General features: G+C 51.4%; 13 protein-coding genes. 7 read left to right on the top strand and 6 right to left on the bottom strand.

Translation table 11 applies throughout. The features are described 5' to 3' along the window. The first annotated feature begins 335 nt into the window (after positions 1–335). Both nudC and C7E00_RS04565 read left to right on the top strand, forming a co-directional pair. Positions 336–1,145, top strand: coding sequence for an NAD(+) diphosphatase (gene nudC / locus C7E00_RS04570; protein WP_105303168.1), 810 nt, complete (start codon positions 336–338; stop codon positions 1,143–1,145). After that, positions 1,145–2,455, top strand: a complete 1,311-nt coding sequence (locus C7E00_RS04565; RefSeq protein WP_204378561.1) for an alpha-amylase family glycosyl hydrolase — start codon at positions 1,145–1,147, stop codon at positions 2,453–2,455. The genes nudC and C7E00_RS04565 overlap by 1 nt, the downstream gene beginning before the upstream one ends. A gap of 15 nt (positions 2,456–2,470) precedes the next feature. Here the strand turns inward: C7E00_RS04565 and C7E00_RS04560 are convergent, their stop codons facing one another. The 3 genes from C7E00_RS04560 to secA all read right to left on the bottom strand — a co-directional run bounded on the left by C7E00_RS04560 (position 2,471) and on the right by secA (position 7,080). Then, positions 2,471–3,508 carry an RluA family pseudouridine synthase gene (locus C7E00_RS04560; protein WP_105303166.1) on the bottom strand — a complete coding sequence of 346 codons (1,038 nt, stop codon included), beginning with the start codon at positions 3,506–3,508 and terminating at the stop codon, positions 2,471–2,473. A 51-nt stretch (positions 3,509–3,559) separates the two neighbouring features. Beyond that, positions 3,560–4,664 (bottom strand): peptide chain release factor 2 gene (gene prfB / locus C7E00_RS04555; protein WP_167836463.1). Its coding sequence is split into 2 segments (ribosomal slippage): positions 3,560–4,591 and positions 4,593–4,664, totalling 1,104 coding nucleotides; the frame shifts between segments, so codons are not numbered across the junction. Between the two features lie 22 nt (positions 4,665–4,686). Beyond that, positions 4,687–7,080, bottom strand: coding sequence for a preprotein translocase subunit SecA (secA, locus tag C7E00_RS04550; protein ID WP_105303164.1), 2,394 nt, complete (start codon positions 7,078–7,080; stop codon positions 4,687–4,689). Positions 7,081–7,412: 332 nt separating this feature from the next. Between secA and C7E00_RS04545 the strand changes: the two genes are divergently transcribed. Both C7E00_RS04545 and C7E00_RS04540 read left to right on the top strand, forming a co-directional pair. Next, positions 7,413–8,360, top strand: a complete 948-nt coding sequence (locus tag C7E00_RS04545; RefSeq protein WP_105303163.1) for a helicase-related protein — start codon at positions 7,413–7,415, stop codon at positions 8,358–8,360. After that, positions 8,348–8,956, top strand: coding sequence for a ComF family protein (locus tag C7E00_RS04540; protein ID WP_105303162.1), 609 nt, complete (start codon positions 8,348–8,350; stop codon positions 8,954–8,956). The genes C7E00_RS04545 and C7E00_RS04540 overlap by 13 nt, the downstream gene beginning before the upstream one ends. On the opposite strand, the gene ispD is transcribed toward C7E00_RS04540, so the two are convergent. Continuing rightward, positions 8,957–9,598, bottom strand: coding sequence for a 2-C-methyl-D-erythritol 4-phosphate cytidylyltransferase (gene ispD / locus C7E00_RS04535; RefSeq protein ID WP_105304870.1), 642 nt, complete (start codon positions 9,596–9,598; stop codon positions 8,957–8,959). Positions 9,599–9,659: 61 nt separating this feature from the next. Between ispD and C7E00_RS04530 the strand changes: the two genes are divergently transcribed. Beyond that, complete coding sequence (locus C7E00_RS04530; RefSeq protein ID WP_105303161.1) at positions 9,660–10,334, top strand: HAD family hydrolase; 675 nt, start codon at positions 9,660–9,662, stop codon at positions 10,332–10,334. Here C7E00_RS04530 and C7E00_RS04525 read toward each other — a convergent pair. Continuing rightward, positions 10,312–10,644 (bottom strand): PTS sugar transporter subunit IIB, encoded by a 333-nt coding sequence (locus tag C7E00_RS04525; RefSeq protein ID WP_105303160.1) that lies wholly within the window; start codon positions 10,642–10,644, stop codon positions 10,312–10,314. The two genes, C7E00_RS04530 and C7E00_RS04525, sit on opposite strands and share 23 nt — an antisense overlap. Before the next feature lie 15 nt (positions 10,645–10,659). Continuing rightward, positions 10,660–11,160, bottom strand: a complete 501-nt coding sequence (locus C7E00_RS04520) for a COG2426 family protein (protein WP_105303159.1) — start codon at positions 11,158–11,160, stop codon at positions 10,660–10,662. A 275-nt stretch (positions 11,161–11,435) separates the two neighbouring features. On the opposite strand from C7E00_RS04520, the gene C7E00_RS04515 reads away from it, so the two are divergent. Further along, a complete protein-coding gene (locus C7E00_RS04515) occupies positions 11,436–13,346 on the top strand; it encodes an FAD-dependent oxidoreductase (RefSeq protein ID WP_105303158.1) in 1,911 nt (636 codons plus the stop codon). A 67-nt stretch (positions 13,347–13,413) separates the two neighbouring features. Then, positions 13,414–14,502 (top strand): helix-turn-helix domain-containing protein, encoded by a 1,089-nt coding sequence (locus tag C7E00_RS04510; protein WP_105303157.1) that lies wholly within the window; start codon positions 13,414–13,416, stop codon positions 14,500–14,502. Positions 14,503–14,723: the final 221 nt, after the last annotated feature.

Genomic DNA, 14,723 nt, shown 5'->3' with positions numbered 1-14,723 from the left:
GTATTCAATTGTGAACACAGAATTCTCCATCAGTATACCCTCATGCTGCGTACAGCTTTTCAAGATGGAAACAACTTCAGATCTCATGATCTTCCGTTTTCAGAATGATTTCCGTTTCCCGAAACTTCTGCTGGATTTCAGGAAACTTGAACTAATATTCGAGAAGTACCTTTTTCATCCTCTTGTCCTCACTTTCAGGATGATTCTCTTTCTACTTTCAATATAATCAGAAATCGCTCTGTGAACAGTCTTTCAGTGAACCGGATTATTCATTATAATAATATCGTTGGGTGTCCGGATTCTGATCCGGCGCTTTTTTGCAAGGGAGGCAGATCATGATTCAGGATATTGCTCCGAAGCACCTTGATAACACCTGGAAGCCCAGGCTTCCGGAACCGGATGATACCGTATTTGACTATGATGGCCGCAATCTATTTCTGAAGCCGGATCAGACGTTTTTCCACGTCCGGGATCTTTCGGAGGATACGGTTTATCAGTATCTGTTTTCCATCGGAGAAGAAAGCTTCTTTGCGGCAGATCTGACAAAGCAGAAAGTCATCTCTCTGGATACGAGGATCTGCCGGACCTATCAGCCGAGGTATCTCGGCTTTGCCTGCATTCTCGGCTGGCAGCTTGTCTCCTGGATGCGTGCAAACCAGTACTGCGGAAGATGCGGAACGAAGATGGAGCCTTCCCGCACCGAGCGTGCCCTGGTCTGTCCATCCTGCGGCCAGATCGTTTATCCGCGCCTGAATCCGGCGGTGATCGTCGGCATTCTGAATGAGAAGAACCAGCTGCTGATCACCAGGTATGCTCATGGCACTTACAGCAAGGACGCATTGGTGGCAGGCTATTGCGAATTCGGTGAAACAGTCGAAGAAACGGTACTGAGAGAAGTAAAAGAAGAAACCGGTCTTGATGTCTATGACCTGCAGTACTACAAGAGTCAGCCATGGCCATTCAGCAGTTCGCTGCTGTGCGGGTTCTGGTGCAAGGCAGATAGTCATCAGCCCATCAAGGTACAGGGAGAAGAGCTCCGGTATGCTGAATGGAGAAACCGGACCGATGTCTTTGATGCACTGGATGATTCCAGTCTCACTGCAGAGATGATCGGACTGTTCCGGAATGGAAAGAAGGAATACTGATGGATCAGAATCAGATTATGTATCAGATTTACCCGCTCGGGTTCTGCGGGGCGCCGAAGCAGAATGACGGCATCACTGTCCCGAGAATCCGCAAAGTGCTGAACTGGATTCCGCATCTGAAGAAGCTCGGCGTCACGTGCGTGCTGTTCAATCCGGTCTTTGACAGCGATCGGCATGGCTATGATACCAGAGACTTTGCAAAGATCGATCCGAGACTTGGAACAAATGAAGACTTTGCAGAAGTCTGCGATGCCCTGCATGATCAGGGAATCGCAGTCATGCTGGATGGCGTATTCAATCATGTCGGAAGAGGCTTTCCGTTCTTCCAGGATGTCATTTCGAAGAAATGGGACAGTCCTTACAAAGACTGGTTCTATGTGAATTTCAATGATACCTGGGCAAAGGACGGATTCACGTATGGAGACTGGGAAGGCCATCAGGAACTCGTCAAGCTGAACCTGCAGAATGAAACCGTCCGCAGGTGGCTGATGGAACGGGTGGATCAGTGGATCGGAGAATTCGGCATCGATGGTCTCCGCCTCGATGTTGCATACTGCCTGGATCATGAATTCATGAAAGTGCTTCATCGGCATGTGAAGGAAAAAGATCCCGGATTTGTGCTGTTGGGAGAGATGATCGGCGGCGATTACAACTCCATCATGAATGATGAGATGCTGGACAGCGTCACGAATTATGAATGCCGCAAGGGGCTGTATTCCTCGATGAATTCGAAGAATCTGTTCGAGATTGGCTATTCACTGAACCGGCAGTTCGGTCCGGATCCCTGGTGCCTGTACCGGGGAAAGAATCTGCTGACGTTTGCAGACAACCATGACGTCGACCGTCTGGCATCTGTTCTGGAGAATCCGAAGGACCTTCCGCTGACCTATGCCCTGATGTACGCCATGCCAGGCATGCCATGCATCTACTATGGCAGCGAATGGGGTGCGAAAGGCACGCGGTCTGCTTATTCCGATTCGGCCCTGAGACCTTGCTTTGAAAAGCCGCAGTGGAATGATCTGACCGATACGATCGCTTCCTTTGCCGAGATGCGGAAGCAGTATCCGGTCTTCCATGATGGCGACTATGTGCAGCTCTATCTGCAGAATCAGCAGATTGCTTTCCGCAGAAGAGACGCAAAGGGCCAGCTGACCTTTCTGCTCAGCATCGATGACAAGCCGGCAGAATTCCGCTTCGATGCCGGAGTGGAAGAAGGCATCGATCTGCTGAAAGGAAAAGCGGTCCGTTTCAATGAACCGCTGACCTTGCCGGAAAAATCATTCCGCTTTCTCTACAGCAGCTGGGACTGAAGTCCCGGCTGCTTTTCATCTGAACAGCTTTGCCCACCAGGAAGATTTCTTTTCTGTTTTCTTTGAACCAGAAGAATTTTCTGCTGAAAGCACCACCTTCTCGGGAAACGGAGAAGGAATGGCTTCACTCTTCTTCGGATCTTCTGAGAAGTCTTCCATGACCAGCGAGGCCATATCTTCTGGCAGGCTGGAATGAATCTTCACTTCTTCCCGGGAAAACGGGGAATAGAGAATGACTTCCGAGCAATGCAGGGCCGGACGGCGGATCAGATCTTCCTTTCCTCCATAAAGCGCATCTCCCAGCAGCGGATGTCCGATGGCTGCCATATGCGCCCGGATCTGATGCGTTCTTCCGGTTTCAATCCAGACTCTGAGAAGGGAGTAAGGTCTTCCCTCACAATGAAGTTCTTTCAGCACGCAATAATGCGTGGTGGCAGGCTTGCCTTCCTCAGAGATCTGACGGCGGCGCTCGCCTTCTTCTTTTCCGATCGGAAGATCAATCGTTCCATCACTCTGTTCAAAAGAGCCTTCCGCTAAGGCCAGATAATACTTCTTCAGCTTGTCCTCGGCACGGTCTCTGCTCATGCGGGCAGCAGCCGGCTGATTGCGGGCATAGAGAACGATGCCGCTCACATCTTTGTCCAGCCGGCCGATCGGACGGATCGTGAAATTCTTTCCGAGTTTCTGATAATGCGACTTCAGCAAGGTTCCGAGAGAGTCTTCCAGATGATTATGATCCGGATGAACCGGCATGCCTGCAGGTTTATCTGCCGCCAGAAAGTCTTCTTCTTCATAGAGAATCACCGGTTCTGCTTCCACGATCTTCACCAGATCCTGAGGATCTTCCGGAAAGCGCACCGTCAGCACGTCGCCGATCCGCATAGGGTCCGTGACATGAACCGAAGATCCGTTCAGAAGAATCTGCCCGTCGAATTTGAGCCGGGAGATTTCATGACGCGAAAGGCGGAGGCAGTGTGTCAGCACGCTTCCGACGGTTCCTTCTTCTTTGTTCCAGTCTGCAAGGGTCAGACGGAAAGTGATTTCCTTTGCCATGCTTGTCTTTTCTGAAAAAAGCGGAGAACTTCTCCGCCTTGATCGTATGAATTACTGCTGGATCTTGGAACGGAGATAGCTGTAGATGAAGCCATCCAGGTCTCCATCCATGACTCCCTGGATATTGCCGACATTGTAGCCGGTACGAAGATCCTTGACCATCGTATACGGCTGGAAGACATAAGAACGGATCTGAGATCCCCATTCGTTTGCCTTGACCTCGCCTTTGATCTCGGCCATCTTCTTTTCGTTTTCCTGAATCTTCAGCTGCAGCAGCTTGGACTTCAGCATATTCATGCAGGCTTCACGGTTCTGAAGCTGAGAACGCTGCGTCTGGCAGAATACGGTGATTCCGGTCGGCTTATGCGTCATGCGGACTGCAGAGTCCGTCTTGTTGATATGCTGGCCGCCAGCTCCGGAAGAACGCATCGTGATGACTTCAAGATCTTTTTCATCAATCTCGATATCAAGGTCATCTTCGAATTCCGGCATGACTTCAACGCTGGCAAAGCTCGTATGTCTTCTGGCATTGGCATCAAACGGAGAGATGCGGACCAGGCGGTGAACGCCATTCTCCGCCTTCAGATATCCATAGGCCATCGGCCCTTCGATCTGAACCGAGCAGGATTTCATGCCTGCTTCTTCACCCTCTTCATAGTCCAGCACCGTGATCTTGTAGCCCTTGCGTTCAGCCCAGCGCGTATACATGCGATACAGCATGCTTGCCCAGTCCATGGCTTCCGTACCGCCGGCACCCGGATGAATTTCCAGGATGGCATTGTGGTTGTCATACGGTCCGGAAAGCAGCACATCAATCTCATACTGATCGAACTGCTTCATCGTTTCCGCATATTCTTCATTGACCAGGTCTGCAAGATCCTGATCGAAGCTCGTTCCGAGCTCTGCGACGGAAGCAGACAGCTCTTCCAGTTCACTGCCGAGTTTCTCATAGTTTTCCACCAGGTTCTTCAGCTGGTTGCAGCGGCGGATCAATGCCTGTGCCTTTTTCTGGTCATCCCAGAAGTCCGGGGCATTCATCGCTGCTTCATCTTCTGCAATCTGTTTTTTCTTGCCAGGCAGGTCAAAGAGAGGAGCCAAGCTGCTCCAATTTAGCCTGGCAGCGGGTTACACCCTGCTTCATTTCATAGAGTTCCATGGTTTCTTTCTCCTTTTATGGATTATGCCTGCTTCGTATCAGGCTGACGTACAACAACTTTCAGGTTCATGCAGTACGCAACAATCTCCTGGGCAATATCATGCATCATGTTCTGGAACAGCTGATAGCCCTCACTCACATAGGCCTGCAGCGGATTGTCCTGAGCATAGGAACGAAGTCCGATGCCATCTCTCAGCTTCGACATCGTATCGATGTGGTTGACCCAGGCACGGTCGATGACCTTCAGGGACATCTCGCGCTCGAACTGACGGATCTGCGGACGGACCGGATCGATCTTCTCATCGTAATTCTTCCATGCCCGATCATTGATCAGCGCAGAAGCTTCTTCGGCCGTCTTGCCTTTGAGATCTGCTTCCGTGATCAGATCGCGGAAACCAAGCTTATTCAGCGCTTCGAGAAGTTCCGGAATATGCAGCTCGCCCGAACGGCTCTCCGGATCGACATAAGCCCCGACTGTATCGCTGATCACACGGCTGAACATCTGCTGGATGATCGAATGGACATCTTCGTTGTCGAGGATGAAGTTTCTCTGATCATACATGACTTCACGCTGCTGACGCAGAACATCATCATACTGCAGCAAAGTCTTGCGGGCATCGAAGTTGACGCCCTCCACACGCTTCTGGGCGCTGCTGATGGCGTTGGTGATCGTCTTGGACTCGACAGCTTCATCACCCAGCGACTTGAACAGACTCTCAAGACGCTCGGATCCGAACCGGACCATCAGATCATCCTGAACGGAGACATAGAAACGGGATTCACCCGGATCGCCCTGACGGCCAGAACGGCCGCGCAGCTGATTGTCGATACGTCTCGATTCATGACGCTCCGAGCCAAGGACGCAGAGACCGCCAAGTTCCCTGACCCCTTCGCCAAGCTTGATATCCGTACCACGGCCGGCCATGTTGGTCGCAATGGTCACGGCATTCTTCTGACCGGCTTTGGCGATGATTTCTGCTTCACGGGCATTGTTCTTCGCATTCAGCACTTCATGCGGAATGTGCTTTTCCTTCAGCATGCCGGAGATCAGTTCTGAAGTCTCGACCGCAATCGTGCCGACCAGAACCGGCTGGCCCTTTTCATGGCGTTCAATCACCTCGTTGACCAATGCTTCGAACTTTGCCTTCTTCGTTCCGTATACCGCATCCGGATAGTCTTTGCGGATGACCGGCTTGTTGGTCGGAATCTCATAGACCAGCATGTTGTAGATCTCGCGGAACTCTTCTTCTTCGGTCTTGGCCGTACCGGTCATGCCGGCCAGCTTATTGTAGAGACGGAAGAAGTTCTGATACGTGATCGTTGCAAGGACGGTGGTTTCCTGACGGATTGAGATGCCTTCCTTGGCACATACTGCCTGATGGAGACCATCCGACCATTCACGTCCTTTCATGAGACGGCCGGTATTCGGATCGACGATATCGATTTCATCATTGGCAGTGTCAGCCACATAGTCGACATCCTTTGCCATGATGTAATTAGCCTTGAGGGCCTGGTTGATGCGATGCAGCAGCTGCGTATGCTCAAGGTTGTACAGATTGTCGATGCGGAATACCTTCTCTGCCTTGGCAACGCCTCGCTCGGTGAGCTGTACCGTTCTGCCCTTGACATCAATCTCATATTCGCCTGGTTCGATGACTTTGTCATCTTCCATCTTCTGTTCTTTCAGGCTCTTCACGAAGCGGTCTGCCTGCAGATACAGGTTGGCCGTCTGCTTCATTCCGCCGGAAATGATCAGCGGCGTTCTGGATTCATCAATCAGGATCGAGTCGACTTCATCGACCAGCGCAAAATTCAGTCCTCTGAGGACACGATCCTGAGCTCTGGTGACCATGTTATCTCTCAGATAATCGAAGCCGAGCTCCGAGTTTGTCGTATAAGTGATATCGCATGCATAAGCAGCCCGCTTCTGAGCCGGCGACATGGAACGCTTGTTCAGGCCTACCGTAAGTCCGAGGAACCGGTGAATCTGGCCCATCCACTGGGAGTCACGTTCCGACAGATATTCGTTGACCGTGATGACATGAACACCCTTTCCTTCCAGGGCATTCAGATAGACGGCCATGACGGAGGTGAGGGTCTTTCCTTCACCAGTCTTCATTTCAGCAATATCGCCGCCCTGCATGACTGCAGCACCCATCAGCTGAACCGGATACGGATATTCTCCGATCACTCTCCTGCAGGCTTCTCTTGCGGTTGCGAACGCTTCCGGAAGAATGTCATCCAGCGTCGCTCCCTCTGCAAGCTTCTGCTTCAGACGCGGCGTTTCTGCCTGCAGCTGTTCATCGCTCATCGCTGAATATTGATCTGCCAGTGCCAGCACCGGCTTGATTTTCTTTTCAATCTGCTTCAGCCGCCGACCATCTACGTTCAGCAGCTGATCAAAAAAGTTTGCCATGATAAAACCTCCTGATTCCTGATCAGCGTGTTCATTATAACGTCCCGAATCCGTCGGTTCAAGAAAACATCAGTACCTGTACGGGGATCTTTCCATTCTATGGATAGAAAAAAGCAGGAGGTGACGCTTCATGCGCTGTCCACGCTGCCATAATACTGATCCTGCATATTTCTATCATGGTTCCAGGGGCTGGTACTGCCGTCGATGCATCTCATTTTCAAGAGTGCTATTGGAAGAAGAACTGGAACCAGTCTCCTTCTCAGACGTACCGGAAGAAGCTTCTGAATATACCCTGCGCTATCCGCTGACCGAAGCCCAGAAGCAGATCAGCCATGCATGCGCCGAGAACGTCCTGCATACCGACGTTCTCGTGCAGGCATGCTGCGGAGCCAGGCAAGACCGAGATGATGGTCGAGACAATCTCAGAGTCGCTGCGCACTGGCAGAAAGATCTGCTTTGCCATTGCCAGACGCCAAGTCGTCCTGGAACTTGCCCAGCGTCTTTCCGAAATCTTTCCCTCTGCAGACATCATCCCGGTCTGTCAGGGACATACTGATCAGCTGACTGCTGATCTCATTGTATGTACCACGCACCAGCTTTATCGCTATTCAGGATCATTCGACATCCTGATATTAGACGAGCCAGACGCCTTCCCGTACAGGGGAAATCCGGTCCTTCATGGTCTGGCCGAAAGTGCGTGCAATGGGCATACGATCTTTCTGACTGCTACGCCGGATGATGTCCTGAAGCAGCGGGTGAAAGATGGAACTCTGCTCTGTCTGAAGCTGAATCAGCGCCCGCATGGCCATCCCCTGCCAGTGCCGGAACTGATCTGTGCTCCGCTGATGATCCGCCTCATTCTGCTGATCCGCTGGCTTCATTCGCACTCCGATCATCCCCGGATGGTATTTGTTCCGACAATCCGCATGGCTGCTCAGCTGTCCCGCTTTCTGCATCTCTTCTTTTCCTGCTATACATGCACCAGCAAAACCCCGGACCGCGATCAAGTCATCGATGCTTTCCGGAAAGAGAAAGCCGGCATCATCGTTGCAACGACAGTACTCGAGCGAGGCGTCACAATTCCCGGTGCCGATATCTGCGTGGTTCAGGCAGACTCTGGGGTCTTCGATGAAGCCGGCTTAGTCCAGATGGCAGGACGGGCAGGAAGAACCTTTGATCATCCGGATGGCGATGTCCTGTTTCTTCTGAAGCATCGCAGCCGGCTTGCTGAGGCATGCCGCAATTCCATCGAGGAGGCAAATCATTCATGCGCTGTCTGATGTGCGGAAACGAAATCGGGGAAGGAAAGAATCTCCAGGAACTCTTCTATCATGATGATGTGCTCTGCGTCAGCTGCCGGAATACCTGGAAGAAAAACCAGAAACACTTCCGTCTTGATGGGATCCTGGCAGAATCGCTGTGGGACTATCAGGGCGGCTTCCGCGATGCTCTTCTGCAGTACAAGGAATGCGGTGATGAAGCTCTGAAACCCGTATTTCTCTATCCATACCGGAAATACCTGAAGAAGAAATACCGAGGCTACACGATCCTCTGCATGCCAAGCACGATGGAGAAGATGGAACAAAGAGGCTTCTCGCATCTGCCTGGCATGCTGGAAGACGCAGGTCTGCCGATTCTGGAACCATTTCTGAAATGCAGACCGATCGATCAGAAGAAAAAGACCAGAACCGAACGTCTGGCCCTGAGTCATGCAATTGTGCTGAAACCAGGAATGAAGCTCCCGGAGAAGCTGTTATTAGCAGATGATGTGCTCACCACCGGCAGCACCATGCGCGGAGCTCTTTCCTGTCTGGATCAGACGCACCATAAGATCCGCATCTTCGTCTTCGCGCGTGTTCCGGAGCCGAAATTCTGATCAGCGCTTCAGATCCTCCGGCGTCGTGATCTTGAAGTTCTCGTAGCTTCCTTCCACCACCCTGATCTTTGCGGAGGAGAAGTGCTCGACAATCGAGCAGTCATCGGTTCCCTGATATCCTTCTTTTCTCGCAAGATCCATGCAATGCACAAGCAACTCTGTCCTGAAAGCCTGGGGCGTCTGCGCAGCTTTAATCGTATTGCGTTCAATCGTCTTCACAATGTAGCCGCCTTCAACGACTTTGATCGTATCCTTGCAGGGAACCATCAGGCAGGCAGCCTCTTCCGTCTCCATCGTCTGCTTCATCGCTTCCAGGCATGCCTTGCTGAGAAACGGTCTTGCCCCGTCATGTACAAACACCACCTCTGAAGCCACCGCATTCAATCCATTGGAAACCGATTCCTCCCGGCTCGATCCTCCGCTGACCAGCACCACCCGGCCCGGGATCCGGCCGGGAATTTCTTTCCGGAACATCTCAGAATCCGTCACAATTACAACTTCTGAGCAATCCGGATCCGAAAGAAATATATCCATGGTATGTTCCAGAATCGTCCGTTCATCCAGACGATAATAGGCTTTATTATATCCGAGCTTCATGCGGGTCCCGCTGCCCGCCGCGACAATGAGAGCACTGTAGTTCATATCTTCCTCTTCCCGATTCATTATATCGAAGTTCATGCTGAAATTATGCTAATCTGAAGACATGAACTACGAAGCCGTATCATTTGATTTCAATGGAACCCTGGTCAAAGACGGACCCTATCATGTGGAAGCCTGGTCCCGCATTTCCGAAGAACTCGGAAACGGACCCGTTTCAAGAGAACTGATGGATACCCGCTACAGCGGCATGCCGAATGCGGAGATTCTGAAACTCATGAAACCAGGCCAGTCTGATGAATTCTATGCCCTCTGGTCTGAGAAGAAAGAAGCCTATTACCGCGAAGCCTTTGCCAGCACGCCTGGCGGTCCTCATCTGGTAACCGGGGCAGAAGAACTGTTCGGGATTCTGAAAGCGCATCAGATTCTCTTCAACCTCTGTTCCGCTTCCATTGCCAGCAATATCCGCTTCTACCGGGAAACCTTCCATCTGGATCAGTGGATCGATCCGGATCTGATTGTCTATGACGATGGTTCCTATGAGAACAAGATCACCATGTATGAAGAAAGCGGACGCCGCATGCATGCCGGCACCCGCCTGCTGATCTTTGAAGACGCATTATCAGGCATCCGCTCCGCTTCCGCATTAAGCGAAGCAGGCCTCATTGTCATGCGGATGAAGAATCTTGAATCCGTCTATCCTTCTTATCCGAAAATTCTGAGAGTCATCGATGACTTCACGGAAATCCTGCCGGATATCATGCCGATACTGCTTGGCTGACTTCTTCCGGTTCGTTCATCTTCTCCCTGGCATAGTTCAGAAGCGCGGCACCATCAACATCGCTGTAGATTTTTGATGGAATCATCTCAAACTGGGTATCCGGGTATTTCTCCCTTAAACGCTTCAGCTGATAGCGGATCTGCGGTCCGAGCAGAATTAAATCCGCATCCCGGAATTGATCATCGATGACAATTTCCGGATAGCAGCTGACCGAACAATCGTATTTCTGGACGCGTGCTTCGGCACGCATTTTCGTTACCAGGAGACTGGTACTCATTCCGGAAGTACAGAGCAGTATGATGTTCTTCATGATCCTCTCTCCTTCTCAGGAAATCACTGTCCCAAGCAATCCATAAGAGAAAACACTCATGATCACCGCCGCAAGCGCAACGCCGATCAGAATGGAAATACTTGCTTTCTTCAGATCCATATCAAACACCGCCGCAACCAGGCTTCCCGTCCAGGCACCCGTCCCCGGAAGAGGAATGCCGACAAACAGCGCCAATCCCCAGAATCCGTACTTCTCGATCTTCGGTCTGTTCTTTTCCGCCTTGTTCTCGATCCATGCCGCAAGTCTTCCCATCTTATGGCTGGACATCCAGTGAAGCAGTTTCTTGATAAAGAACAGAATAAACGGAATCGGCAGAATATTTCCGATTACGCAAGGCAATAGTGCCCGCTTCAGCGGAATTTTCAGCATGCTTGCCAGCACGAGACCGCCGCGCTCTTCAATTAACGGAAGCAGGCTTACCAGGAAAACCGATACTTCCGGACTTACATGCTGTCCGAGCCAGGTTGCTAGATACCAGTTCAGAAATGACTCCATGAATCTTTTCTCCTATTTTTTTCTCTGCGCAGAACAAGATAGCATATTTAGCGTTTTCAAACAACATTTCCTCCGGCCTGATTCTCAGAAGAAGGCATGATCATGCGGTTTTCAGATCGTCTGTTTTTCCATCTCCCCTCGGGTTCTGCTTGTGCAGAAGAAAATGAATATGTGTAATCATTCACAGAAATTCCCGGATTCATTTGTATGTTTCCTACAAACGCTTCCGTTAATGATTGTGATAGCATTCTCAATGTTACAGGGGAGAAAAGAAAATGAAGAGAAACGTACTCAGAATGACCGCTGTCTGCCTGGCAGGCATGATGGCCCTCACCGGCTGTTCTTCCGGAACAGCTGCACCTGCTTCCGCAGCCGCTTCGGCGGAAACCTCCGGAATGAAGGACGGCACCTATACCGAAACGGTTCAGGGAAGAAACGCTGACATCACCGTGGAAACCACGATCGAAGGCGGAAAAATCACAAATGTCGTCGTGACTGACCAGCAGGAGACCAAGGAAGTCGCCGGCGCAGCCCTCACAGATGTACCGGCAGCGATCGTCGCCGCAAACAGCGTGAACGTGGACGGCGTGACTGGCGCTACCGTCACTTCCGATGCCATCAAACTCGCTGTTTCCAACGCAATCACTGAAGCCGGAGGCGATCCAGACTCCATGGCAGCAGCTGAGAGCACTTCCTCTGCTTCTGCAGAAACCGTGAATCTGGAAGCAGATGTCGTTGTCGTAGGTGCTGGCGGAACAGGTGTTTCCGCAGCCCTCGCAGCGCAGCAGAGCGGTGCCAAGGTCATCCTGCTTGAAAAGGCAGCTACCGTCGGCGGTGTCTCCATCATTGCCGGAGGCCCGATGGGCATTGATTCCCAGGATCAGAAGGATGCCGGCGTTGCCGGAACCTTCACGGTCAATGATGTTCTGGACTACTGGCAGAGCTATAACGCATGGATGGATGACGGACAGCTGTTCTACAACATCGCATCCAAGTCCGGAGAAACCATTGACTGGCTCCAAGAAAACGGCATGGAGTTCACCTTCATGGGAACAGAACAGGCTGCTCACGCAGATGGATTCCAGACCTATCACATCTATGCAGACCAGGACAACAAGCTCGGCTATTATGAGACCCTGGTTCAGAAATTCGAAGACGCTGGCGGTGAGCTGTATCTGGAAACCCCGGCAACGGAACTCCACGCAGAAAATGACAAGATCACCGGTGTCACCGCAGTCGGCAAGGATGGAACGACTTACGAAATCAAATGCGATGCTGTCGTGCTCGGCACTGGCGGATTCGGTGCTAACAGCGAGATGGTCGAAGAAAAAGTCGGATTCCCGTTAGAGACCTTCACGACCGGAACCCAGACTGGCGATGGTGCTACGATGTCCCAGGCAATCGGCGCCGGCGTCGGCAAGACCATTCAGCAGTATCATGGCGTCACCTCCTATTCCGGTATTCAGACCGGCCAGGGCAAAGACGAAATTGCCAAAGCAATCTATCTGGCCTCCTCTGTATGGGTCAACCGCAGAGGTTCCAGATTCTGCCCGGAAGATCTGAATTATGACACCGCATTATGCTCCAACGCTGCTGCTACCCAGGGAGAATACTTCTTCTCGATCATGTCTGAAGATATGGTAGATGCAGTCGCAGCCGGCGGATCCCAGGCCCTTGGAGTGGATACTGCAGTTGCCTATGAACCGACGATCCCGATGTTCTCAGTGGATGAACCATGGACCGACTTCAAGGCAGCTCTCGAAGACGGTGTCGATAAAGGAATCGTTTTCAAGGGTTCCAATGTCGAAGAGCTTGCTCAGAATATGGGCGTTGATCCGGATACGCTGAAGCAGACCCTGGCTCAGTATGATGAATACTGCGCAGAAGGCGTTGATGAAGTTTACGGCAAGGACAGCAAGTATCTGACCGCATTAGGAGATGGAACCTTATATGCCGTCAAGGCAAGACCGGTATCCCTCGGCGGCATCGGCGGTGTCCTCGTCAATTCCAACCTGCAGGTCATCAAGGAAGACGGAACAGTCATCGGCGGACTGTATGCTGCAGGCAACGATGTCGCGGAAATCTACAACAACTCCTATCCTCTGGTCGAAGGCGTCACGATGATGACAGCTCTGACCGGCGGAAGAATCTGCGGATTATCTGCTGCAGAATACGCTGCAAACTGAACAGAAATCACCAATTTCCATCAAGATCAGGAGGCGTTCTCCTGATCTTTTCTTATACAATGGAACTATGAATCAGGAACAGCTGCTCAAGATCCTTCTGCAATGCGGAACGCTGCAGGAATACGTAGATGAAACCGCCCGGGTGCTCGACTGCCCCTACTGGATCATGGACGAGGGATTCCATCTCTCTGCCATCTCGCATAAGCCGGACGCCACTTCCCTCAGCAATCAGTATCTTAGGGATACGACGCTGATGGAATCCGTGAAGAGATGGGAGAAATTCCAGGTATTCTCTGATGAGACACACCTGGAGCCCTATCGGTTCAGAGATGATTTTCTGGACCGGGATGTCATGATCATGGATATCCTTGTCAGGAATAATCCGGTCGGAAGAGTGACGTTCTTTCCTCAGCATGAGATGGATGAAGCATCCATCCGCCTCACGATCCAGGGTGCTGCCACCTATCTCAGAACCACACAGCATGACACGAACCATGACATGTACCAGCAGGCCTTTGCCTCCCTGTTACGCGGAGAGGATCCGGAATCATTTGCAGAATTCCTGGAAAGCGAAGCACCAGGACTAGAGCCTCCGTTTCAGATTTTCTGCATCTCTGCAGAAAACCGCGGCCGCTTGTTTGCCTACAGTTCGAGCATCCGCGAGATTGATGCATGGACGCTTCCGATCGTGACCCCAAGTGCCTTATATATGCTCTCTTCTGCCCAGCATCCGATCGGCCAGATCCAGAATCAGCTTCCAGGGCTCGGGAAATCTTTCCCCTTTGAAGATCTCCGGAAGATCAGATCGTACGGAATGCAGGCCTTATATGCCTCACGCCATGGAAATCAGATTGCGCTGAAAGACTATGATCTTTATCTTCTGAGTCAGATGGCTGATCCCGAAAGCCTGATCTCGCCCAAAGTCCGGGCATGCATGAACTATGATCTCAGCTATCAGACACACTATTTTGATACTTTGTGTTCCTATCTCCGCCATGGCGAAAACAAGCAGGCTGTTTCTGAAGAGCTCGGCGTCCATCTGAACACGGTGCGCTACCGCCTGGATCAGCTGAAGAACCTGTTTGAGATCGATCTGGAAACTGAACGCACAGAGATCTTTCTGTCCTGCATCGCTGCCGAATATCTGAACTCATGAGCAGACTTTTCCGATGATTTTTTCTGCCTCCCGTTCTCTCTCTTCGCGTCAGAATCTGCAGAATATGCAGCAATAGAGAAAACAATTTTATCAATGCTTTCTTCACGTTTCATGGGTACTTGAAATTCCGGGTTGCAATTCACAGCCGATCTGAATAAGTGATCAATCGAATCAAACCCTCAGCAAAGCCTGTAACAATGGGCTTTGTTTTTATTTTCCCT

It is taken from the genome of Anaerolactibacter massiliensis, from assembly GCF_900290205.1.
GTDB lineage: Bacteria > Bacillota_I > Bacilli_A > Erysipelotrichales > Erysipelotrichaceae > Bulleidia > Bulleidia intestinalis.
The sequence above is the reverse complement of the archived record's forward strand: the minus strand, read 5'-3'. Positions and strand labels throughout refer to the sequence as shown.

What these genes read in the sequence shown, in the direction of transcription:
- nudC (WP_105303168.1), top strand. Translation starts at nt 336, where the DNA reads ATGATTCAGGATATTGCTCCGAAGCACCTTGATAACACCTGGAAGCCC.
- C7E00_RS04565 (WP_204378561.1), top strand. Translation starts at nt 1,145, where the DNA reads ATGGATCAGAATCAGATTATGTATCAGATTTACCCGCTCGGGTTCTGC.
- C7E00_RS04560 (WP_105303166.1), bottom strand. Translation starts at nt 3,508, where the DNA reads ATGGCAAAGGAAATCACTTTCCGTCTGACCCTTGCAGACTGGAACAAA.
- secA (WP_105303164.1), bottom strand. Translation starts at nt 7,080, where the DNA reads ATGGCAAACTTTTTTGATCAGCTGCTGAACGTAGATGGTCGGCGGCTG.
- C7E00_RS04545 (WP_105303163.1), top strand. Translation starts at nt 7,413, where the DNA reads ATGCATGCGCCGAGAACGTCCTGCATACCGACGTTCTCGTGCAGGCAT.
- C7E00_RS04540 (WP_105303162.1), top strand. Translation starts at nt 8,348, where the DNA reads ATGCGCTGTCTGATGTGCGGAAACGAAATCGGGGAAGGAAAGAATCTC.
- ispD (WP_105304870.1), bottom strand. Translation starts at nt 9,598, where the DNA reads ATGAACTACAGTGCTCTCATTGTCGCGGCGGGCAGCGGGACCCGCATG.
- C7E00_RS04530 (WP_105303161.1), top strand. Translation starts at nt 9,660, where the DNA reads ATGAACTACGAAGCCGTATCATTTGATTTCAATGGAACCCTGGTCAAA.
- C7E00_RS04525 (WP_105303160.1), bottom strand. Translation starts at nt 10,644, where the DNA reads ATGAAGAACATCATACTGCTCTGTACTTCCGGAATGAGTACCAGTCTC.
- C7E00_RS04520 (WP_105303159.1), bottom strand. Translation starts at nt 11,160, where the DNA reads ATGGAGTCATTTCTGAACTGGTATCTAGCAACCTGGCTCGGACAGCAT.
- C7E00_RS04515 (WP_105303158.1), top strand. Translation starts at nt 11,436, where the DNA reads ATGAAGAGAAACGTACTCAGAATGACCGCTGTCTGCCTGGCAGGCATG.
- C7E00_RS04510 (WP_105303157.1), top strand. Translation starts at nt 13,414, where the DNA reads ATGAATCAGGAACAGCTGCTCAAGATCCTTCTGCAATGCGGAACGCTG.